This is a genomic window from Streptomyces fodineus, from assembly GCF_001735805.1.
In the GTDB taxonomy this organism is placed as follows: Bacteria; Actinomycetota; Actinomycetes; order Streptomycetales; family Streptomycetaceae; genus Streptomyces; species Streptomyces fodineus.
On the sequence record NZ_CP017248.1, the window covers coordinates 4,549,571 to 4,571,130 of the forward strand.

Genomic DNA, 21,560 nt, shown 5'->3' on the forward strand with positions numbered 1-21,560 from the left:
CGAAACTCGCTCAGCTCTCCGGGCGGTCCTCAGGGGTCTGGTCCATCACCGGGGCCGACTCCGCGGCGGTGGACTTGACCGTGCTGATCGCGGCCGTCGAGCCGTTCGCACCGTTGGTCAGTGCCAGCTCCTTCGGGGAGAGCACCGGCGGGCGGGTGGAGGGGGTACGGCGGGAGGAGCCGGTCCAGGCGGGCCGCGGCGGGCGCTTGTGGATCGGGGCGAAGATCTCGGCGATCTCCTCCTTGCCGAGGGTCTCCTTCTCCAGCAGCTGGAGGACGAGCTGGTCGAGCACGTCGCGGTTCTCGACCAGGATCTCCCAGGCCTCGTTGTGCGCGGTCTCGATGAGCTTCTTGACCTCTTCGTCGACCAGCGCGGCGACCTCTTCCGAGTAGTCGCGCTGGTGAGCCATCTCACGGCCGAGGAAGGGCTCGCTGTTGTCGCCGCCGAACTTGATGGCGCCGAGCCGCTCGGTCATGCCGTACTGGGTGACCATCGCGCGGGCCAGGTTGGTGGCCTTCTCGATGTCGTTCGCGGCGCCGGTGGTCGGGTCGTGGAAGACCAGTTCCTCGGCGGCGCGACCACCCAGCATGTAGGCGAGCTGGTCGAGCATCTCGTTGCGCGTGGTCGAGTACTTGTCCTCGTCGGGCAGGACCATCGTGTAGCCGAGGGCGCGGCCGCGGGACAGGATCGTGATCTTGTGGACCGGGTCGGAGTTCGGCGAGGCCGCCGCGACCAGGGCGTGACCGCCCTCGTGGTACGCGGTGATCTTCTTCTCCTTGTCCGACATGATCCGGGTCCGCTTCTGCGGGCCCGCGACCACACGGTCGATCGCCTCGTCCAGCGCCCTGTTGTCGATCAGCTTCTGGTCGCCGCGGGCCGTCAGCAGCGCGGCCTCGTTGAGGACGTTCGCCAGGTCGGCGCCGGTCATGCCGGGGGTGCGGCGGGCCACGGCGGACAGGTCGACGTCCGGTGCGACCGGCTTGCCCTTCTGGTGGACCTTGAGGATCTCCAGGCGGCCCTGCAGGTCCGGCGGGTCGACCGCGATCTGGCGGTCGAAGCGGCCGGGGCGGAGCAGCGCCGGGTCGAGGATGTCCGGGCGGTTCGTGGCGGCGATGAGGATCACACCGCCCTTGACGTCGAATCCGTCCATCTCGACGAGCAGCTGGTTCAGGGTCTGCTCGCGCTCGTCGTGACCACCGCCGAGGCCGGCGCCGCGGTGGCGGCCGACCGCGTCGATCTCGTCGACGAAGACGATCGCCGGGGCGTTCGCCTTGGCCTGCTCGAACAGGTCACGGACTCGCGAGGCACCGACACCGACGAACATCTCGACGAAGTCGGAACCGGAGATCGAGTAGAAGGGGACGCCCGCCTCGCCGGCGACGGCGCGCGCGAGCAGGGTCTTACCGGTACCCGGGCGGCCGTAGAGCAGCACGCCCTTGGGGATCTTGGCGCCGACGGCCTGGAACTTGGCCGGCTCCTGCAGGAACTCCTTGATCTCGTGGAGCTCCTCGACGGCCTCGTCGCAGCCGGCGACGTCGGCGAACGTCGTCTTCGGGGTGTCCTTGGTGATGAGCTTGGCCTTGGACTTGCCGAAGTTCATGACCCGGGAGCCGCCGCCCTGCATCTGGTTCATCAGGAACAGGAAGACGACCACGATGAGGACGAAGGGAAGCAGGGAGAGCAGGACGCCGACGAACGGGTTCTGCTTGGACGGCGAGACCGTGTAGCCGTCCGGGATCTGCTTCTGCTCGTACTTGGTCTGGAGCTGGCTGGCGATGGTCACGCCCTGGTCGCCGATGTAGCTCGCCTGGATCTTCGAGCTGCCGTCGACCTTCTGGCCGTCCTTGAGGGTGACCTTGATGCTCTGCTCGTCGCCTGTGGTCAGCTTGGCCGACTGGACCCTGTTGTCAGTGATCGCCGCAACGACCTGGCCGGTGTCCACCGTCTTGTAGCCGCCGGACGAGCCGACGACCTGCATCAACACGACCACGGCAAGGACGGCCAGCACGATCCACATGACCGGCCCACGGAAGTATCGCTTCACGTCCATCCATACGGAGCGGTGCCGCCCCGTCCCTCCTGCCATAGTGAGTTTGATAAGACAGTTCTTCTGACGGTACCCCAGCGTGGTGGTCCGAAGCCGCACGAAGTCTGCTTCGAGGGCCGGGGAGCCCGTCTCTGCATGCTTCAACGGCGCGGAACCCGCTGGGGTTCCCGATCGTCCTACAAGGCTTGAGCCGACTGGCTCACACCTGGTCCCGCCGGCTCAGCCGCCGTAGACGTGGGGCGCGAGCGTACCGACGAACGGCAGGTTGCGGTACTTCTCGGCGTAGTCGAGGCCGTAGCCGACGACGAACTCGTTCGGGATGTCGAAGCCGACCCACTCGACGTCGATGGCGACCTTCGCGGCGTCCGGCTTGCGCAGCAGCGTGCACACCTTCAGGGAGGCGGGCTCGCGGGAGCCGAGGTTGTTGATCAGCCAGGACAGGGTCAGCCCGGAGTCGATGATGTCCTCGACGATCAGGACGTGCTTGCCCTTGATGTCGGTGTCGAGGTCCTTGAGGATCCGCACGACACCCGAGGACTGGGTGCCCGCGCCGTAGGAGGACACGGCCATCCAGTCCATGGTGAGGGGGGTGGACAGCGCCCGTGCGAGGTCCGCCATGACCATCACGGCGCCCTTGAGGACGCCGACGATGAGCAGGTCCTTGCCCGCGTACTCCGCGTCGATCTTCGCGGCCAGCTCGGCCAGCTTCGCGTCGATCTCTTCCTTGGTGATGAGCACCTGCTGAAGGTCGGCACCCATGTCTTTCGCGTCCACCCGCATCACTTTCGGTCGTCCCGCACTTACGGCCGTAGCCCACGGCCACCGGCTGCCCGGGCCGGCCGCCGGAGGGTCGCTCCGCGGGGCCTGGATTCAGCCTTGCCGAATCACCAGTCTGCCACCCTGCCGCTGAGCGACGACTTTGCCGGGGAGATTGATGGCCCCCTGGCCGCGCCAGCCGGTGATCAGACGGTCGAGTTCCTCGATGTGGCGGGCGAACAGCGAACCGGCCGGGGCACCGGCCTCGATGGCGGCGCGGCGCAGGATGCGGCGGCGGACGGCGGGCGGGAGGGCGTAGAGCTTGGTGCACTCCAGCTGACCTGCGGCGTCGCGTACGGAGGCCTCGGCCTGGCTGGCCCAGGCGTCCAGGGCGTCGGCATCGTCGCGGGAGAGCTGCGCGGTGCGGGCGAGCGCCTCCACGACCCCTTTGCCGAGGGCCTTCTCCAGGGCGGGCAGGCCTTCGTGGCGGAGCCGGGAGCGGGTGTAGGCGGGGTCGGCGTTGTGAGGATCGTCCCAGACCGGGAGGGACTGGACCATGCAGGCCTTGCGGGCGGTCTGCCGGTCGAGTTGCAGGAAGGGGCGCCGGTAGCGGCCGCCGGCCCCCGAGACCGCGGCCATTCCGGACAGGGAGCGGATGCCGGAGCCGCGAGCGAGGCCCAGCAGGACGGTTTCGGCCTGGTCGTCGCGGGTGTGGCCGAGCAGGACCGCGGTGGCGCGGTGGCGTTCGGCGATGGCATCGAGGGCGGCGTAGCGGGCGTCGCGGGCGGCGGCTTCGGGTCCGCCTTCGCGGCCCACGCTCACGGCGATGGACTCGACCGGGTCGAGGCCGAGTTCGTGCAGCCGCAGCACGACCTCGTCGGCGCGCAGGCCGGAGCCGGGCTGGAGGCCGTGGTCGATGGTGACGCCCCCGGCGCGGATGCCGAGCTTGGGCGCTTCGAAGGCGACGGCGGAGGCGAGGGCCATGGAGTCGGCGCCGCCGGAGCACGCGACGAGGACGAGCGGGGAGGGGGACCGCTCGGCCGTCCGGTCCGGGCGTTCGCCGGTGGCCTGGCGGCCGGGCACGCCGGTGGTGTGGTGGTCGTTGAGGATGTCGTGGAGGACGCGGCGGACCGCCAGGCGTATCGCCGCGACCGCAGGATGGGGACCCATGTCCGGTTCCCTTCATGAAGTTTTCGGGGGGTGAGCCCGAGCCGGTCACTCAGAGTGTGTAGATGGTGACAGAAGCGGGCGGTTCCCCGAGCATTGCACGCCTACGCATGGCTCACGGTCCCTCGGACGGGTGATTGGAGGGGCGTTCGCCTGCCGTAGGCCGGATTCCAATCACGACGCGTCCATGCCGTTCACGACTCGGCCTTCCGGTGCACCCGTGCGACCCAGTCCGCCGGTTTGGCGATCTCCGCCTTGGTGGGCAGGGTGTTGGGCGAGGTCCACACGCGGTTGAAGCCGTCGACGCCGACCTGCTCGACGACGGCTCGAACGAACCTCTCGCCGTCCCGGTACTGCCTCAGTTTGGCATCCAGACCCAGCAGCTTGCGCAGGGCGAGGTCGAGGCGGGAGGCGCCCTTGGCGCGGCGCTGCTGGAACTTCTCGCGGATCTCCGCCACGGTCGGTACGACGCTGGGGCCGACACCGTCCATGACGTAGTCGGCATGGCCCTCCAGCAGGGACATCACGGCGGTGAGGCGGCCGAGGATCTCGCGCTGGGCGGGGGTCTGCACCAGCTCCACGAAGGAGCGGCCACCGTCCTCCTCCTCGCCCTCGGGGCGGCCTCCGGCGAGGGACTGGGCGGCTTCCCGGATGCGTTCCAGGAAGGTCATCGGGTCGACGTCGGTCTCCGCCAAGAACGACTGGATTTCGCCCTCCAGGTGGTCGCGCAGCCAGGGCACGGCCGTGAACTGGGTGCGGTGGGTCTCCTCGTGCAGGCACACCCACAGGCGGAAGTCGTGCGGCTCGACGTCGAGTTCGCGCTCCACGTGGACGATGTTGGGGGCGACGAGGAGGAGCCGGCCGCCGCCGTTCTCGCCGGCCGGGAGCTCGCGGGTGGCGGGGGCGAAGGTCTCGTACTGGCCGAGGACGCGGGAGGACAGGAACGACAGCAGCATGCCGAGTTCCACGCCGGTGACCTTGCCGCCGACGGTGCCGAGGACCGCGCTGGTGGGGCTGCCGGCGCGGCGTTCCTGCATCTTCTCCAGCAGGGGCCTGAGGATCTCGCGGAATCCGGCGACGTTGGCGCGGACCCAGCCGGGGCGGTCGACGACCAGGACGGGGGTGTCGTGGATCTCGTCGATGCCCATACGAGTGAAGCCCCGGACGTGTTCCTCCGAGGCTTTCGCATGCCGGCGCAGCTCCGCGACGACGGCACGGGCCTCGTCGCGGCTGACGTCGGGGCCCGGTCGTACGAGCCGCGTCGCGGTTGCCACCGCGAGGTTCCAGTCGACCATCCCGGGAGTGGCGGTGCCACCGAAGCCAGTCATGACGTCAACCGTACGGGACCGTTCCCACTTGGGGCAGGCCGTGTGAGTCCGGCAGGCGTCGGGGGTGTTGCGCGGCGCCCGCTACCGCAGGCCGTGCCCACCCGTTCCGCCCTGGGGAACGACTGCCCACGGAGGCGGCGGGACCGGCCGCCCCGGGCCCGCCCCACCGCCGTATCACCGCGAGCCCGCCCCTGCCGTCGTACGGCGTGCACCCCCGACCCGCCACCGCCGTAGTGGGTCCGCGGTCGTTGCACGAGCTAGTGGCAGCCGCAGTCCGCCAGCGCTGTCGCCGTCTTGTCCAGGGCCGATTCGGCCGCCGCGGCGTCCGTCGTGCCGGAGGCCATGAAGGCGAAGGCCAGAAGGCGGCCGTCGGCGTCGACGACCGTGCCGGCGAGGGTGTTGACGCCGGTCAGGGTGCCGGTCTTGGCGCGTACGACGCCTGCCGCGCTGTCGGTGTAGCGGTCGGCCAGGGTGCCGGTGAAGCCGGCGACGGGCAGGCCGGTGAGGACGGGGCGCAGGCCGGGGCGGTCCGGGTCGCCGGCCGTGACCAGCAGCCCGGTGAGGAGACCGGCGGTGAGCCGGTCGTCGCGGTCGAGGCCGCTGCCGTCGTGGAAGGAGGCGCCGGACATCGGCAGGCCCAGCTTGGTGAGCCGGGCGGAGATCGCCTTGGCGCCGCCGTCGAAGCTGCCTGGCTGGCCGCTGGTGAGGGCCGTCTGGCGGGCCAGGGCCTCGGCGATGTCGTTGTCGCTGTTGGTCAGCATGCGCTCGACCAGGGCGGACAGCGGGGGCGAGGAGACGGTGGCGAGCGTCTGCGCGCGCGTGGTGGCCTTGGAGGGGCCGGGGGGCGTGGTGGTGATGCCCGCGTCCTGGAGGAAGCCCGCGAACTCGCCCGCCGCGTCGTTCGCCGGGTCGCTCACGCGGGGCACCGGGCCGCTGGTGGAGCCGTCGGTGCGGCCCTCGTCGGCGATCAGGGCGCTGACGGGCGCGAGGTTGTCGTTGACGCCGATGGGGTGCAGGTCGGGGCCGGAGTAGAGGGTCGTGTCGTAGGAGAGCGTGACCTTGTGGATGCCGCGCTTGTGGAGTGCCTTCGCGGTGTTCGCCGCGAGCGTGCGCAGGCTGGCCCAGTTGCCGGCCTTCTTCTGCGTGGTGAGGGTCGGGTCGCCGCCGCCGACCAGGACGAGTTCGCCGGTGTCGGGTTCGAGGACGGCACGGGTGGTGAGCCGGTGGTCGGGGCCCAGGGCGGACAGGGCGGCCACGGCGGTGGCGATCTTGGTGGTGGAGGCGGGGGTGAGGGCCTTGCCCTCGTCGGCGCCGTACAGACGCCTGCCGGTGGTCACGTCGACGACGGCGGCCGCGTGGTCGCCGCCGAGCGCGGGGGCGTTCAGGAGGGGCCCCAGGACGTCCGAGAGGGCCTTTCCGACCGGCGGGGCCTTCATGGTGCCGACGGCGCCCGGCCGGCCGTCCAGGCCCACCAGGACGGGTCCGGCGCTCGGCGCGGGCCGGGGTTCCGCCGCCGTCGCACCGGTCGCGTCGTGATCTGCGCCACCTGACCGCTCCAGGGCGGCGGCCCGGTCCCGCTCGGCCGTACGCTGACCGTCGGCGTCCCAGGGTCCGGCGGCGGTCACCACTGCGGCGGCGAGCGCCAGGCCGGCGGTGGCGGCGCCCGCGGTGTACTGCCAGGTCCTGACCGCCCGCGGACGCGGGAGGCGCAGGAACTCGGGCCTTGACCGCAGGGCCCGCGTCAACCGCGCGACCTGCGGCTCGACGGCCGCACCGGCCCGTGCCAGACGCGGTCGTACGGCGTTCGCGATCCGCTCCATCCGCGGTCTCGCGGCCCGCCACGGCCTCAGCTCTGGCACGACCACCAGCCCCTTTCGCGATCACACACGTGCGTGAGGGACACTTAACCACCAGAACTATGTGCTGATCATGGAGGAGCCACCGGTGGAGTTCGACGTCACGATCGAGATCCCGAAGGGTTCGCGCAACAAGTACGAGGTGGACCACGAGACCGGTCGGATCCGCCTGGACCGTCGCCTCTTCACCTCGACCGCCTACCCGACCGACTACGGCTTCGTCGAGAACACCCTCGGCGAGGACGGCGACCCGCTGGACGCGCTGGTCATCCTGGACGAGCCGACCTTCCCGGGCTGCCTGATCAAGTGCCGCGCCATCGGCATGTTCCGTATGACGGACGAGGCGGGCGGCGACGACAAGCTGCTGTGCGTTCCGGCCACCGACCCGCGTGTGGAGCACCTGCGCGACATCCACCACGTGTCGGAGTTCGACCGTCTGGAGATCCAGCACTTCTTCGAGGTGTACAAGGACCTGGAGCCCGGCAAGTCGGTCGAGGGCGCCAACTGGGTGGGCCGCACGGACGCCGAGGTGGAGATCGAGCGGTCCTACAAGCGCTTCAAGGAGCAGGGCGGCCACTGACGCCCCTGCGGCGCCTGCTGAGGCGTCTTTCGCCGACGGGCCGCACGCGTGCGCGTGCGGCCCGTCGGCATCCACGCACGCGTACCGCCAGTTCCAGTTCGGGTACGTGTGCGCATACTGAGCCGTACGGAAGGTGTCGTTCAGGGAGCGGTGCGAGGTGACGGAGGCGGAGGACCGCAAGCCCCGGTCGGACGAGGCGCGGTACGACCCGGAGGTCACGTCCGAGTTCGCCATCCCCGTGGGCATCGAGGTCCCGGAGGGTGGCGGCGAGCCGGAGACCACGTCCGAGTTCGCGGTGCCGCGGGGCCTGGCGGTGCCCCACGCGCCGAGTGCCGAGCCGGAGGGATCGGCGTTCACCCCGCCGAGCACCTACAGCGCCAAGGAGGCCCCGTCGGCGTTCACGCCGGCCACCGGGGTGCCGCTGGTCACCCTGGTCAAGGACGCGCCCTGGCAGGACCGGATGCGCACCATGCTGCGCATGCCGGTGACCGAGCGGCCCGCGCCGGAGCCGGTGCAGCGGGAGGGGGAGGACGGCGGCCCGGCCGTCCCGCGCGTGCTCGACCTGACGCTGCGTATCGGGGAGCTGCTGCTGGCCGGCGGTGAGGGCGCGGAGGACGTCGAGGCCGCGATGTTCGCGGTGTGCCGGTCCTACGGCCTCGACCGCTGCGAGCCGAACGTCACCTTCACCCTGCTGTCGATCTCGCACCAGCCGTCGCTGGTGGACGACCCGGTGACGGCGTCGCGGACGGTACGGCGGCGGGGCACCGACTACACACGGCTCGCGGCCGTGTTCCAGCTGGTGGACGACCTGACCGACCCGGAGACCCATGTCTCCCTGGAGGAGGCCTACCGGCGGCTGGCGGAGATCCGCCGCAACCGGCACCCCTACCCCGGCTGGGGCCTGACCCTGGCCAGCGGTCTGCTGGCCGGTGCGGCCTCCGTGCTGGTCGGCGGTGATCTGATCGTGTTCGTCGCGGCGGCCGTCGGCGCGATGCTCGGCGACCGGCTGGCCTGGCTGTGCGCGGGGCGCGGGCTGCCGGAGTTCTACCAGTTCATGGTCGCCGCGATGCCGCCCGCGGCAATCGGGGTGGCGTTCGCGCTGGCGCATGTGGACGTGAAGGCGTCCGCCGTCGTCACCGGTGGGCTGTTCGCGCTGCTGCCGGGACGGGCGCTGGTGGCGGGCGTGCAGGACGGTCTGACGGGCTTCTACATCACCGCCTCGGCCCGCCTGCTGGAGGTCCTGTACTTCTTCGTGGGCATCGTCGCCGGTGTGCTGGTCGTCCTGTACTTCGGGGTGAAGATCGGCGGCAAACTGAACCCGGACGCGGCGCTCATGATCAACCAACGGCCGCTGATCCAGATCGCGGCCTCCATGCTGCTGTCGCTGACCTTCGCGGTGCTGCTCCAGCAGGAGCGGTCGACCGTGCTGTGGGTGACCCTCAACGGGGGCGTGGCCTGGTCGGTGTACGGCGCGATGCACTACGTCGGCGGCATCTCGCCCGTGGCGTCCACGGCCGTGGCGGCGGGGCTGGTGGGGCTGTTCGGGCAGTTGCTGTCCCGATACCGGTTCGCCTCGGCGCTGCCCTATACGACGGCCGCGATCGGGCCGCTGCTGCCCGGCTCCGCCACGTATTTCGGGCTGCTGAACATGGCCCAGAACGAGGTGAACAAGGGGCTGGTGTCGCTGGCCAACGCGGCGTCGCTGGCCATGGCGATCGCCATCGGGGTCAATCTGGGGTCGGAGATCTTCCGGCTGTTCCTGAGGGTCGGGTCCGGGGGGAAGCGGCGGGCCGCCAAGCGGACCAGGGGATTCTGAGCGCCTGGCGGCTCGGGCGCGCCCTGCTAGTGCTGGCGGTAGTCGTACGGGTACTGGTGCTGGTTCTGGTGCTGGTTCTGGTGCTGGTTCTGGTGCTGGTTCTGGTGCTGGTGCTGGTTCTGGTGCTGGTTCTGGTGCTCGTCGTACTGCTGCTGCGGGTACTGCTGGTGGCCGTAGTACTGCTGCTGGTCGTAACCCTGGTGCCAGTACTGCTGTTCCTGTTGCGGCTGCTGTTCCTGCTGCGGCTGCTGGTACTGCTGCGGCTGCTGGTACTGCTGCTCGGGCTGCTGCCGGTACGGCTCCGGCTGCTGGTACGGCTGCTGCGGCTCGATGCGGCGCAGCCTCGTCGTGGCGTCGTCCATGACCGGCGGGGCCGGGCGGGAGACCTCCGGTGTCGCCTGGGCGGCCTTCTTCTCCTTGGCGCGGGCCCGCAGGAACTCGATGCCGATCGGAACCACGGAGACGAGGACGATCAGGATCAGGATCGCCTCGATGTTGCTCTTGACGAAGCCGATGTTGCCCAGCCAGGAGCCGAGCAGGGTGACGCCCGCGCCCCACAGGGCGCCGCCGATGACGTTGAAGGTCAGGAACGAGCGGTACTTCATGCCGCTGACGCCGGCGATGATCGGCGTGAAGGTGCGGACCACGGGCACGAAGCGGGCCAGGACCAGGGACTTCGGGCCGTACTTCTCGAAGAACTCGTGCGCCTTGGTGACGTTCTCCTGCTTGAACAGGCGGGAGTCCGGGCGGTTGAACAGGGACGGGCCGACCTTCTTGCCGAACATGTAGCCCGCCTGGTCGCCCAGGATCGCGGCGAGGCAGATCAGGCCGATCGCGCCCCACAGCGGGAAGTGCATCTGGTGGGAGGTGATCAGCAGGCCGCAGGTGAACAGCAGCGAGTCACCGGGGAGGAAGAACCCGATGAGCAGGCCGGACTCGGCGAAGACGACGAGCAGCAGGCCCCAGATGCCGTACACGTTGAGCAGATGATTGGGGTCCAGCCAGCTCGGGCCGAGGGCAAGTGTCATCACGGGTCCGGGCTCCTGAGGGGGTGAAGGCGGCTACGGCGTCCATCTGAAGGCCGCACAAAGCTATCAACGTGATGTGACCGCCCCAGGTTCCACCGGTGTCTCCGGGATGCACTGTGGGATGACTGAGAGAAAGCTGTGACTCATGGGACTCGAAGACTACGGCGGCGGCCAGGGTCCGCAGCCTGATGTGCTGGTCGTCACGACGAACGACGTGCCCGGCTACCGGGTGCAGCAGGTGATCGGCGAGGTCTTCGGACTCACCGTACGGTCGCGGCATCTCGGCAGCCAGATCGGCGCCGGGCTGAAGTCGATGATCGGCGGCGAGCTGAAGGGGCTCACCAAGACGCTCGTGCAGACCCGCAACCAGGCCATGGAACGCCTGGTGGAGCAGGCACGCGCGCGTGGCGCCAACGCAGTGCTGGCGTTCCGGTTCGATGTGACCGAGGCCGCCGACGTGGGCACCGAGGTGTGCGCCTACGGCACGGCGGTGGTCCTGGCCCAGGAGTGATCCCCGTACACACCCGGGCCAGGGCCGTCAGGCCGTGTGCCGGTCGGCGTTGGCGAGGATCGCGTCGCGCAGGTGCTGGGCGAAACCGGGGCGCATGGCGTCGTAGTAGGCGGTGAAGCGCGCGTCGGAGATGTACATCTCGGCGAGGCAGCGGTGCATGGTGTACGGCACCTCGTAGAACCACCTGGTGATGTGCTGCCGGTGCTCCTCGGCCATGTCCATGGCGGCCTCGCCCGTCGGCGGCTCACCCGCGGCCAGCAGGGCGACGTACCGCTCGTTCCAGTCGTCGCCCTCGTCCTTGAGGCGCTTCCAGTCCTCCTTGCCGTAGCGGGCGGCGCGGCGCTGGGACTCGGCCCACGCCTCGGTGTTCCCCCAGCGCTGCTCCGCCTCCTGGGCGTACTCCTCCTTGAAGGGGTCGTCGTCCCCGAACACCTCGAACCGCTCTTCCGGGGTGAGGTTGATGCCCATCTTGCGTGCCTCCATGGCGTGCTCCACGGCCGCGGCCATCTTCTGGAGCTTCTCGATCCGGGCGGTCAGCAGTTCGTGCTGGCGGCGCAGGTGTGCGCGCGGGTCCGCGTCCGGGTCGTCGAGCAGGACCGCGACCTCGTCGAGCGGGAAGCCGAGCTCCCGGTAGAACAGGATCTGCTGGAGCCGGTCGAGGTCGGCGTCGGTGTAGCGCCGGTGGCCGGCGTAGGTGCGCTCGCCGGGTGCGAGCAGGCCGATCTCGTCGTAGTGGTGCAGGGTGCGCACCGTGATTCCGGCGAACCCCGCGACCTGTCCCACGGAGTAGCTCACTTTTCCGCTCCTTCGGTCGGTACGCCGTCCACGCTGAGGCCTCACGTCACGTGAGGTGCAAGCAGGTTTCCGTTCCCACTGTTCGGGATGTTGTGGGCTTTTCGTCCGCTTATGGTGAGCCCGTGGCCCAGGAAACCGACGCGTCGCAGGCGCCTCCGACCGCTCCTACGGCCCCGGCGCGGGCCCTGCTGCCGTACATCCTGCCCGCCGCGGCCGTGGGGGTGGTCGCGAGCCTGGTCTTCGTCGGGGTGAGCGCGGGGGCGGAGCTGCTCCAGCGCGTGCTGTGGGGGCCGCTGCCGGACGCGCTCGGCGTGGGCCGCTCCTCGGTGGCGTGGGTGTTCGTCATGCTCGTGGCGACCGGGACCGCCGTCGGTCTGGTGGTCTGGAAGATGCCCGGGCACGCCGGTCCCGACCCGGCCACCCTCGGTCTGAACGCCCCCGTGATGCCGCTGGTCGTGATGCCGGGACTGGTGCTGGCGACCGGGCTGATGCTGGCCGGCGGCCCGAGCCTCGGCCCGGAGAACCCGATCATCGCCGTGAACGTGGGCCTCGCGGCCTGGTTCGGCGGGCGCCTGCTGCCCCGGACACCGGGCGCCGTGTGGCCGATGCTGGCCGAGTCGGCGACGATCGGCGCACTGTTCGGCACGCCGGTGGCGGCGGCGCTGGTCATCTCCGAGGCGCTGGCCGGACGCCCGATGCGGGGCCGGCTCTGGGACAACCTGTTCGCGCCGCTGACCGCCGGCGCGTGCGGGGCCGTGACAACCACGCTGGTGGCCCATCCGACCTTCGACCTGGGCCTGCCGCCCATGGGGCACCCGCACGCGAAGGACTTCCTGGCGGCCGTGGTGATCGCCTCGGCCACCGCGCTGCTCGGCATGTGCGCGGTGTACGCCTTCCCGCTCGTCCACGCGGCCTTCCGGCGGCTGCGGCACCCGATGCTGATGCTTCCGGCCGGCGGGGTCGTACTGGGCGCCCTGGGGGCCCTGGGCGGCCATCTGACGCTCTTCAAGGGGCTGTCGGAGGTCGGGAAGCTGGCCCGGCACCCGGACGGCTGGTCGGCGGGGCAGTTCGCCGGGATGGCGGTGGTGAAGCTGGCCGCGCTGCTCGTCGCCGCGTCCTGCGGTTTCCGCGGCGGCCGTATCTTCCCGGCGGTCTTCGTCGGCAGCGCCCTGGGCCTGTGCGCCCACGCACTCGTTCCCGCCGTTCATCCCTCGGTCGGCGTGGCGACGGGCGTCCTGGGCATGCTCCTGGCGGTCACGCGGCAGGGCTGGGTGAGCCTGTTCACGGCCGCCGTCCTGGTCGCCTCACCGGGCCTCCTCGCCCTGCTGTGCATCGCCTCGCTGCCGGCCTGGCTGCTGGTGACGGGGCGCGCGCAGATGCAGTTGCGCGCGGACGGCACCCCGATCCGCTGAAACCACCTTCCCTGGAATCCCTGGAGGCACGTTCATGGCCCTGCACAAAGGTCCCGAGAAACGCCAAGAGCGGACGATGTCGGTCAACCCGTTCTACGGAGAGGCCAATCCGGTCGGCGGCATGACCGAGGCCCCGCCCACGCACCGGCTCCCGGACGCGCCGCTGGCCCCGTCGACGGCGTACCAGCTGGTGCACGACGAGCTGATGCTGGACGGCAACTCCCGGCTGAATCTGGCCACGTTCGTGACCACCTGGATGGAGCCGCAGGCCGGGGTGCTGATGGCGGAGTGCCGGGACAAGAACATGATCGACAAGGACGAGTACCCGCGCACGGCCGAGCTGGAGCGGCGCTGTGTGGCGATGCTCGCCGACCTGTGGAACGCGCCCGATCCGTCGGCGGCGGTGGGCTGTTCGACGACCGGGTCGAGCGAGGCGTGCATGCTCGCCGGGATGGCACTGAAACGACGGTGGGCCGGCCGGAACGCCGACCGCTATCCGGGGGCGCGGCCCAACCTGGTCATGGGCGTCAACGTCCAGGTGTGCTGGGAGAAGTTCTGCAACTTCTGGGAGGTGGAGACCCGGCTGGTGCCCATGGAGGGCGACCGGTTCCACCTGGACCCGCAGGCCGCCGTGGAGCTGTGCGACGAGAACACCATCGGGGTCGTCGGCATCCTCGGCTCGACCTTCGACGGCTCCTACGAGCCGGTCGCCGACCTGTGCGCCGCCCTGGACGCCCTCCAGGAGCGCACGGGGCTCGACATCCCGGTGCACGTGGACGGCGCGTCCGGCGGCATGGTGGCGCCCTTCCTGGACCCGGACCTGGTGTGGGACTTCCGGCTGCCGCGCGTGGCCTCGATCAACACCTCCGGGCACAAGTACGGACTGGTGTATCCGGGCGTCGGCTGGGCGCTGTGGCGGGACGAGGAGGCTCTGCCCGAGGAACTGGTCTTCCGGGTCAACTACCTGGGCGGCGACATGCCGACCTTCGCCCTCAACTTCTCCCGTCCCGGCGCCCAGGTGGTCGCGCAGTACTACACCTTCCTGCGGCTCGGCCGCGAGGGCTACCGCGCGGTGCAGCAGTCCACGCGGGACGTGGCGACCTCGCTGGCCGGGCGGATCGAGGCGCTCGGCGACTTCCGGCTGCTGACCCGGGGCGACGAGCTGCCGGTCTTCGCCTTCACCACCGCCCCGGACGTGACGTCGTACGACGTCTTCGACGTCTCGCGGCGGCTGCGCGAGAGCGGCTGGCTGGTGCCCGCGTACACCTTCCCGGCGAACCGGCAGGACCTGTCCGTGCTCCGGGTGGTGTGCCGCAACGGCTTCTCCCACGACCTGGCCGACCTGTTCCTGGACGACCTGGCCCGCCTGGTGCCGGAGCTGCGCCGGCAGCCGCATCCCCTGACCCGGGACAAGGGGGCGGCCACCGGCTTCCATCACTAGGGCTACCGGCCCAGGCGGGCGAACTTCCGTACCGCCAGCGGGAGGAAGACCGCCAGCAGCGCGAGCGGCCACAGCACCGCGGGCCACACATGGCCCGGTGCGCCGCCGGGGCCGCCCAGGAGGTCTCGTACGGCCGTCGCCGTCTGGGACAGGGGGTTCCACTGCACGGCCGTGCCCAGCCAGTGCGGCATGGAGTCGCGGGCGGCAATGGCGTTGGAGAGGAAACCGACCGGCCAGACCAGGATCTGCACGGCCTGGACCATCTCGGGGCGGCCTGCGACCAGGGCGAGATGGATGCCGATCCACAGCATGGCGAAGCGGAACAGCAGGAGCAGGCCGGCGGCGGCCAGGAGGGCCCCGGCGCCGCCGTGCGCCCGCCAGCCGAGCGCGTACGCCACACCGGCCGTCAGCGCCAGCGCGGCGGCCGACTGGAGCATGTCGGCCGCCGAACGGCCCACCAGGACCGCCCCGTCCGCCATGGGCAGCGAGCGGAACCGGTCGATGACGCCCTTGGTGAGGTCCTGGGTCACCGCGAGCATGGTGCCCTCCAGGCCGAAGGCCATGGTGAGCGCGAGCATGCCGGGCACCAGGTAGTCGACGTAGTCGCCGCTCACGCCCCGGCCGCCGCCGATCAGATAGCCGAACATCAGCAGGAGCATCACCGGGAAGACCAGCCCGACCAGCGCCTGCCCCGGCTGCCGTGCCCAGTGGGCGAGTTCGCGCCGGGTCATGGTCCAGGAGTCCGAGAGTACGTACGCGCTCACGCGGCCACCTCCGTCGTACGCCGGTCCGGTCCCGTCAGGTGCAGGAACACCTCGTCCAGGGTGGGGCGGCGCAGGGCGATGTCCTCGGCCTCGATACCGGCCCGCTCCAGCCCTCGTACGACCTCCGAGAGCGCGGCCATGCGGTCGGTGACCGGGGCGCTCAGCAGCCGCCGGTCGGCGTCGACGCAGACTCCGGTGAGCGGCAGTTGGGCTGTGGCGGCGGCGAGTTGGCCGGTGTCGCGCAGGACGACGTCGACGCGGTCGCCGCCGGTGAGGGTCTTCAGCTCGTCGGGCGTGCCGCCGGCGACGACCCGGCCGTGGTCCACGAAGGCGATGCGGTCGGCGAGCTGGTCGGCCTCCTCCAGGTACTGGGTGGTGAGCAGGACCGTCGTACCGGCGCCGGCCAGGGAGCGGACGGCGGCCCAGACCTCGGCGCGGCCACGGGGGTCGAGGCCGGTGGTGGGCTCGTCGAGGAACAGCACCTCGGGGTCGGTGATCAGGGAGGCGGCGAGGTCGAGGCGGCGGCGCATACCGCCGCTGTAGCGGGCGACCGGGGTGCGGCCGGTGCCGGTGAGGCCGAAGCGCTCCAGGAGTTCGGTGGCGCGCACGCGCGCGTGGCGGGCACCGAGGTGGTGCAGGCGGGCGAACATCTGAAGGTTCTGCCGGCCGTCCAGCTGCTCGTCCAGGGCGGCGTACTGGCCCAGCAGACCGATGCGGCGGCGGACGGCACGGGGCTCGGCCGTCACGTCGTGGCCGGCGACCTCGATGCGGCCGCCGTCGGGCCTGAGCAGCGTGGCCAGGATCCGGACCAGGGTGGTCTTGCCCGCGCCGTTCGGGCCGAGTACGGCGTGCACGGTGCCGCGGGCGACGTGCAGGTCGAGCCCGTGCAGAGCGTGTTTCGTGCCGTAGGTCTTACGTGCGTCCTCGACGGTGATCGCCGTGTCGGCCATGCCTCTCCCTTGCTAGTCAAGTTTGACTACCTCGTCGAAGGTAACGCCCGTCGCACCATTGGTCAAACTTGATTAGCGGTCGTCCTCCGGATGCCGCTCCCCCGTCGCGTACGGGTTCTCCTCGTCCTCGGCGAGGACGCCGACGAACGGCTCACCCTCTCCGGCGAAGGTGTAGGCGCCGTTCTCGACGCGCTCGACGAGACCATGGGTCCATTCGGCCTCGGAGTCGGCCGTATGGACCCACATGTTCATGATCTCGCCGATGTGGCCGAGCTGTTCGGGCCCCTCCGCGGGCACGTAGTGCTCGGTGACCGAGGAGCGCCATGCCTCGATCCGGCGCATGCGCTCCTTCAGCAGCGCCACCGCCTCGGCCCTCGGCAGGTCGACCATGAAGCCGATGGCCGCCGTCTTGACGTCGCCGCGCTGGTCGTAGGCGACCAGCGCGTCGCGCAGCAGGGCGAAGTACTCCTCGGTGCCCCGGTCGGTCAGCTCGTACTCGGTGCGCGGCGGGCCGCCGGCCGTGGACGGCCCGGTCTCGTGCGCGTGCAGCAGCCCTTGCTTGGCCATCTGCTTCAGGGCGTGGTAGATCGAGCCCGGCTTGGCGTTGGACCACTCGTGCGCGCCCCAGTACTCCAGGTCGCCCCGCACCTGGTAGCCGTGGGCCCGCCCGTGCTGGCGGACCGCGCCCAGCACGAGAAGACGGATCGCTGACATGCGGTCCAGGTTATTGCCGCAACGCCGCCCGCCCCGCGGTCACCCCCAGGAGGCGCCCTGCTCCTGGGCGACCAGCTCGAAGGCGGTCTTGCCGTCCAGGGACTCGCGGATGATGTCCGCGTGGCCCGCGTGCCGGGCCGTCTCGCGGATCAGGTGCAGACACAGCCAGCGCAGCGAGACCCGGCCCTCCGGCGGGAACCAGGGGTCCGGCGGCAGCGGGAAGGTGTCGTCCAGGCTCGGCGCGGAGCGGATGAACGCCTCCGTCTCGGCGGCGACCTGCTCCCAGTAGGCCAGCTGCGAGGCGACCGTCTCCTCGCCGACCAGCTGGAAGCTCTCGTGCCAGTTCGACTCGTCGCGCTTGACGGCCGGGGGCTCCTGCCTGGCCCGGGCGATCCAGATCTGCTCGACCTCGGCGACATGCTTGAGCAGGCCGCCGAGCGACATCTCGCTGGCACTGGGGCAGGAACGGGCCTGCTCCTCGGTCAGTCCGAGCAGGGACCGGCGGATCCCGCCGCGCTGCTCCTCGATGAACGCGAGCAGCGCCCCGCGCTCGTCGCCCTGCGTCTCCGCCGGTACGTGCTTGACCATGGCCGGCCGCCTTTCGTCACCCTCGCCGGAGGCCCGCTGCCCCCTGACACCAACGACGCTACGGGCCATTGCGGTCAACTGCTGTCCGCGATGGCCCGCCGTTTCCGGGAGGTCAGAACGGGAATCCGCTGCGGCCGTGCTGCACCGAGATCCACTTGATGGTCGTGAAGGACTCCAGCGTCGTCTCGCCGTTCAGGCGGCCGAGGCCGGAGTGCTTCTCGCCGCCGAAGGGCACGATCGGCTCGTCGTGGACCGTGCCGTCGTTCACGTGGAACATGCCGGTGTCGATCTGCTTGGCGAAGGCGACACCGCGCTCGATGTCACCCGTGTGGACGGCGCCGCTGAGGCCGTACGGGGTGTCGTTGACGATGCGGAGGGCCTCCTCCTCGCCGTCGAACGGGATGAGGAAGACGACCGGGCCGAAGACCTCCTGCTGGAGCAGCGCGGAGTCGGCGGGGACGCCGGTGAGCACGCTGGGCTCGACCAGGTTGCCGGAGGTGCCGCCCTGGACGAGGGCGGTGGCACCCTCGGCGACGGCCTGCTCGACGGTGCCGGAAATGGCGTTCGCCTGCTGGGAGTTGATCACCGGGCCGATGACGGTCTGCGGGTCGCGCGGGTCGCCGACCTTCAGGGTGCGGACCTTGGCGACGAACTTCTCGGTGAACTCCTCGGCGACGGACGCGTCCACGAGGACCCGGTTGGCGGCCATGCAGACCTGGCCCTGGTGCACGAACCGGCTGAAGACCGCCGCGTCCACCGCGTAGTCGATGTCGGCGTCCTCCAGGACCACCAGGGCGCTGTTGCCGCCCAGTTCGAGCACCGAGCGCTTGAAGTTCGCGGCGCAGACGGTGGCCACGTGCCGGCCGACCTTGTCGGAGCCGGTGAAGGAGATGACCTTCGGGACCGGGTGCTCGATGAACGCGTCGCCGATCTCGGCTATGTCGGTGACGACGACGTTGAGCAGGCCGCCGGGCAGCCCGGCCTCCTCGAAGATCTTCGCGATCAGGGTGCCGCCGGCGATCGGGGTGTTCTGGTGCGGCTTGAGGACCACGGCGTTGCCGAGCGCGAGCGCCGGGGCGACCGACTTGATCGACAGCAGGAAGGGGAAGTTGAAGGGGCTGATCACGCCCACGACGCCCACCGGCACCCGGTAGACGCGGTTCTCCTTGCCGTCGACCGGGGAGGGCAGGATCTTGCCCTCGGGGCGCAGCGCCAGGTGGATCGACTCGCGCAGGAACTCCTTGGCGAGGTGCAGCTCGAAACCGGCCTTCACGCGCGTGCCGCCCAGTTCCGCGATGATCAGGTCGGCTATCTCCTGCTCGCGGTCCTCTATGAGGCGCAGCGCCCGCTCGAAGACCGCGCGGCGGGCGTAGGGGTTGGTCGTGGCCCACTGCTTCTGGGCGCGGGCGGCGGCCCGGTAGGCCTGGTCCACCTCGTCGACCGTGGCCACCGTGATCGAGGCCAGCTTCTCGTCGTCGTACGGGTTGAAGTCGATCACGTCCCAGGAGCCGGTGCCCGGACGCCACTCGCCGCCGATGTACTGCTGGGCCAGGTCGGTGAAGTAGGACGACATGTGATCCCTCAATCGCTAGCGGACACCAGATTCACGCCATGCCTGATCACACGTCATCGTACTTGTGTTTCAAGTGAGTTGGAGGCGCCCTCTTCAGACAACCGAAGGAGTCCGCTCAAGACAACTGAAGCAGCCCGCGCAGCAGGTCCCGGCTCTCGTCGGGGCCGGGGCTGTCCTGCTGCAGCTCCTTGAGCGCCTGCTCGTACTGGGCGACGTCCTCGCGCTTGTCCAGGTAGAGGGCACTGGACAGCTGCTCCATGTAGACGACGTCGGACAGGTCGGCGTCGGGGAAGCTGAGGATGGTGAAGGCGCCGCTCTCGCCGGCGTGCCCGCCGAAACTGAACGGCATGATCTGCAGCCGTACGTTGGGCCGCTCGGAGAGCTCGATGAGGTGCTGGAGCTGGCCGCGCATCACCTCGCGGTCGCCGTAGGGGCGGCGCAGGGCGGCCTCGTCGAGGACGAAGTGGAACTCGGGGGCGCGGGAGGCGAACAGGTGCTTCTGCCGCTCCAGGCGCAGGGCGACGCGGCGCTCGACGTCGGCCGGGCTAGCGCCCTTCATGCCGCGCCGGACCACCGCGCGGGCGTAGTCCTCGGTCTGGAGCAGGCCGTGCACGAACTGCACCTCGTAGACCCGGATGAGGGACGCGGCGCCCTCCAGGCCCACATAGGTGGGAAACCAGCTCGGCAGGACGTCCGTATAACTGTGCCACCAGCCGGCCACGTTGGCCTCCCGGGCCAGGGAGAGCAGCGACTCGCGCTCCACCTCGTCCGTGATGCCGTACAGCGTCAGCAGGTCTTCCACGTCCCTGGTCTTGAAGCTCACCCGGCCCAGCTCCATCCGGCTGATCTTCGACTCGGAGGCGCGGATGGAGTACCCCGCCGCCTCGCGCGTGATCCCCCGCGCTTCACGCAGTCGCCTGAGTTGCGAGCCGAGCAGCATCCGCCGCACCACCGATCCGGGCTCTCCCGCGCTCACGTTCGCCGCCTCCCCAACCGTCTTCAGGGCCCGCAGTCTGCCACTAAAACGCTTCGCGCAGTACTCGTACGGTTACAGAAACGGAAAGAGGTGGGCCGTTTCCGCCTGTTGGTTGTCGGGAAGAGGTCAGGACCTCTGGCGAGAACCGCCAAGAAGATGGCGGAAAAAAAGGCCAAGAAGCGGTACGGGCAGGGCGATTTCGGTCGCGTGCACGTGCATCTGCCCTTGCATCTGCTCTGCGCATCCGAAACCATGGTGCGCGCGCCACCGCTGCATCGCTACGACCGCGAATTCCCGGGAGTGCCTCGCATGGGGACGAATGGATCGACCATGCTCAAGCCGTTACGGCAGGGCCTTCCGCCGTTGGATCCCGCGGCCGTGTCCGATGCCGCCTCCTGTGCCCTGCCCGCCCGTTACGAGGCGGTGCGCGAGGCCCGGCACTTCACCCGCGACACCCTCGGCCCGTGGGACGTCGGCGACCGCTTCGACGACATATGTCTCGTCGTCTCCGAACTCGTCACCAACGCGCTGCGCCATGCGCTGCCCGCGGACGCCGGATGCTCCGAACACGCCGCGTCCGTACGGCTGCACCTGATGCGGTGGAGCGAGCGGCTGGTGTGCGCGGTGCGCGACCCGAGCCACGAGACGCCGGTGCCGCGCGACTCGGACGACTTCTCCGCCGAGTCCGGCCGCGGGCTGTTCCTGGTCGACTCCTTCGCCGACAGCTGGGGCTGGCACCCCCTCGCGGGCACCCTCGACGGCAAGGTCGTCTGGGCGATGTTCCGGCTCCAGCCGGCCGGCTGACGCGTACGACACCGACGGACGGGCGGTGTCTACGCGTGTCACCACGCCTCTTCCGCCCGTCCGACATCGTTGCCATGGAAGGCCCCGAGGGCCTGCCCCGCCCGGGCCTCAGCTCACGATCAGATGGTCGAACTCGCCGTCCTTGACACCGAGGAGCATGGCCTCGATCTCCGCGCGCGTGTAGACGAGCGCCGGGCCGTCCGGGAAGCGCGAGTTGCGTACGGCGACCTCGCCACCGGGCAGTCGCGCGAACTCCACGCAGGAGCCCTGCGAGTTGCTGTGCCTGCTCTTCTGCCAGGCCACTCCGTCCAGCTGCGCGGCAGCCATGCCGTTGTACACGTCGTACCCCCCGTACACGCCGTCCACGTCGCGGTCCACAGGTCGCTCCCCGGTGCACTGGCTGGTGTGGCCATAGATGCTGTAGTCAACTGACCCGGATCATAACCCCGTTCAT

20 protein-coding genes are annotated in these 21,560 nt (G+C 70.4%); 6 read left to right on the forward strand and 14 right to left on the reverse strand.

The genetic code is table 11. The features are described 5' to 3' along the window. Positions 1 to 10: 10 nt before the first annotated feature. The 5 genes from ftsH to dacB all read right to left on the reverse strand — a co-directional run bounded on the left by ftsH (position 11) and on the right by dacB (position 7,118). Positions 11 to 2,050 (reverse strand): ATP-dependent zinc metalloprotease FtsH, encoded by a 2,040-nt coding sequence (ftsH, locus tag BFF78_RS19135; RefSeq protein ID WP_069779481.1) that lies wholly within the window; start codon positions 2,048 to 2,050, stop codon positions 11 to 13. A 216-nt stretch (positions 2,051 to 2,266) separates the two neighbouring features. After that, positions 2,267 to 2,827, reverse strand: coding sequence for a hypoxanthine phosphoribosyltransferase (gene hpt / locus BFF78_RS19140; protein WP_069779482.1), 561 nt, complete (start codon positions 2,825 to 2,827; stop codon positions 2,267 to 2,269). 90 nt (positions 2,828 to 2,917) lie between these two features. Then, positions 2,918 to 3,973: a tRNA lysidine(34) synthetase TilS gene (gene tilS, locus BFF78_RS19145; protein ID WP_069779483.1), complete on the reverse strand. Its 1,056-nt coding sequence runs from the start codon at positions 3,971 to 3,973 to the stop codon at positions 2,918 to 2,920. Positions 3,974 to 4,164: 191 nt separating this feature from the next. Continuing rightward, the gene (locus tag BFF78_RS19150) at positions 4,165 to 5,298 is read right to left on the reverse strand and encodes a zinc-dependent metalloprotease (protein WP_069779484.1); all 1,134 of its coding nucleotides are present in this window, start codon (positions 5,296 to 5,298) and stop codon (positions 4,165 to 4,167) included. A gap of 257 nt (positions 5,299 to 5,555) precedes the next feature. After that, positions 5,556 to 7,118: a D-alanyl-D-alanine carboxypeptidase/D-alanyl-D-alanine endopeptidase gene (gene dacB, locus BFF78_RS19155; RefSeq protein ID WP_069779485.1), complete on the reverse strand. Its 1,563-nt coding sequence runs from the start codon at positions 7,116 to 7,118 to the stop codon at positions 5,556 to 5,558. 124 nt (positions 7,119 to 7,242) lie between these two features. On the opposite strand from dacB, the gene BFF78_RS19160 reads away from it, so the two are divergent. Together BFF78_RS19160 and BFF78_RS19165 are read left to right on the forward strand one after the other, a co-directional pair. After that, complete coding sequence (locus BFF78_RS19160) at positions 7,243 to 7,734, forward strand: inorganic diphosphatase (protein ID WP_046730908.1); 492 nt, start codon at positions 7,243 to 7,245, stop codon at positions 7,732 to 7,734. A gap of 157 nt (positions 7,735 to 7,891) precedes the next feature. Further along, a complete protein-coding gene (locus BFF78_RS19165; RefSeq protein WP_069779486.1) occupies positions 7,892 to 9,550 on the forward strand; it encodes a threonine/serine exporter family protein in 1,659 nt (552 codons plus the stop codon). A 26-nt stretch (positions 9,551 to 9,576) separates the two neighbouring features. Here BFF78_RS19165 and BFF78_RS19170 read toward each other — a convergent pair whose 3' ends face one another. Then, positions 9,577 to 10,581 (reverse strand): DedA family protein, encoded by a 1,005-nt coding sequence (locus BFF78_RS19170; RefSeq protein ID WP_069779487.1) that lies wholly within the window; start codon positions 10,579 to 10,581, stop codon positions 9,577 to 9,579. Between the two features lie 142 nt (positions 10,582 to 10,723). Here BFF78_RS19170 and BFF78_RS19175 point away from each other — a divergent pair, with 142 nt between their 5' ends. Next, a complete protein-coding gene (locus BFF78_RS19175; RefSeq protein ID WP_069779488.1) occupies positions 10,724 to 11,089 on the forward strand; it encodes a YbjQ family protein in 366 nt (121 codons plus the stop codon). A gap of 27 nt (positions 11,090 to 11,116) precedes the next feature. Here BFF78_RS19175 and BFF78_RS19180 read toward each other — a convergent pair whose 3' ends face one another. Further along, positions 11,117 to 11,884 (reverse strand): MerR family transcriptional regulator, encoded by a 768-nt coding sequence (locus BFF78_RS19180; protein WP_069779489.1) that lies wholly within the window; start codon positions 11,882 to 11,884, stop codon positions 11,117 to 11,119. Positions 11,885 to 12,006: 122 nt separating this feature from the next. On the opposite strand from BFF78_RS19180, the gene BFF78_RS19185 reads away from it, so the two are divergent. Together BFF78_RS19185 and BFF78_RS19190 are read left to right on the forward strand one after the other, a co-directional pair. Then, positions 12,007 to 13,296 carry an ion channel protein gene (locus BFF78_RS19185; RefSeq protein ID WP_069779490.1) on the forward strand — a complete coding sequence of 430 codons (1,290 nt, stop codon included), beginning with the start codon at positions 12,007 to 12,009 and terminating at the stop codon, positions 13,294 to 13,296. A 34-nt stretch (positions 13,297 to 13,330) separates the two neighbouring features. Further along, a complete protein-coding gene (locus BFF78_RS19190; protein WP_069779491.1) occupies positions 13,331 to 14,737 on the forward strand; it encodes a glutamate decarboxylase in 1,407 nt (468 codons plus the stop codon). A gap of 2 nt (positions 14,738 to 14,739) precedes the next feature. Here the strand turns inward: BFF78_RS19190 and BFF78_RS19195 are convergent, their stop codons facing one another. From BFF78_RS19195 to BFF78_RS19220, 6 genes are all read right to left on the reverse strand, one after another. Continuing rightward, positions 14,740 to 15,501 (reverse strand): ABC transporter permease, encoded by a 762-nt coding sequence (locus BFF78_RS19195; protein WP_069779492.1) that lies wholly within the window; start codon positions 15,499 to 15,501, stop codon positions 14,740 to 14,742. Next, positions 15,498 to 16,451: an ATP-binding cassette domain-containing protein gene (locus tag BFF78_RS19200; RefSeq protein WP_069779493.1), complete on the reverse strand. Its 954-nt coding sequence runs from the start codon at positions 16,449 to 16,451 to the stop codon at positions 15,498 to 15,500. The genes BFF78_RS19195 and BFF78_RS19200 overlap by 4 nt, the downstream gene beginning before the upstream one ends. A 72-nt stretch (positions 16,452 to 16,523) precedes the next feature. Continuing rightward, positions 16,524 to 17,165, reverse strand: a complete 642-nt coding sequence (locus BFF78_RS19205) for a PadR family transcriptional regulator (protein WP_069779494.1) — start codon at positions 17,163 to 17,165, stop codon at positions 16,524 to 16,526. Positions 17,166 to 17,204: 39 nt separating this feature from the next. Further along, positions 17,205 to 17,753, reverse strand: coding sequence for a DinB family protein (locus tag BFF78_RS19210; protein WP_069779495.1), 549 nt, complete (start codon positions 17,751 to 17,753; stop codon positions 17,205 to 17,207). A gap of 112 nt (positions 17,754 to 17,865) precedes the next feature. Then, positions 17,866 to 19,326 (reverse strand): aldehyde dehydrogenase family protein, encoded by a 1,461-nt coding sequence (locus BFF78_RS19215; protein WP_069779496.1) that lies wholly within the window; start codon positions 19,324 to 19,326, stop codon positions 17,866 to 17,868. 115 nt (positions 19,327 to 19,441) lie between these two features. After that, on the reverse strand, positions 19,442 to 20,266 hold the full coding sequence (locus BFF78_RS19220) for a helix-turn-helix domain-containing protein (RefSeq protein WP_069783670.1): 825 nt from the start codon (positions 20,264 to 20,266) through the stop codon (positions 19,442 to 19,444). Positions 20,267 to 20,632: 366 nt separating this feature from the next. Between BFF78_RS19220 and BFF78_RS19225 the strand changes: the two genes are divergently transcribed. Beyond that, a complete protein-coding gene (locus tag BFF78_RS19225; RefSeq protein WP_069779497.1) occupies positions 20,633 to 21,106 on the forward strand; it encodes an ATP-binding protein in 474 nt (157 codons plus the stop codon). 108 nt (positions 21,107 to 21,214) lie between these two features. On the opposite strand, the gene BFF78_RS19230 is transcribed toward BFF78_RS19225, so the two are convergent. Then, the gene (locus tag BFF78_RS19230) at positions 21,215 to 21,484 is read right to left on the reverse strand and encodes a DUF397 domain-containing protein (protein ID WP_069779498.1); all 270 of its coding nucleotides are present in this window, start codon (positions 21,482 to 21,484) and stop codon (positions 21,215 to 21,217) included. Positions 21,485 to 21,560 lie beyond the last annotated feature (76 nt).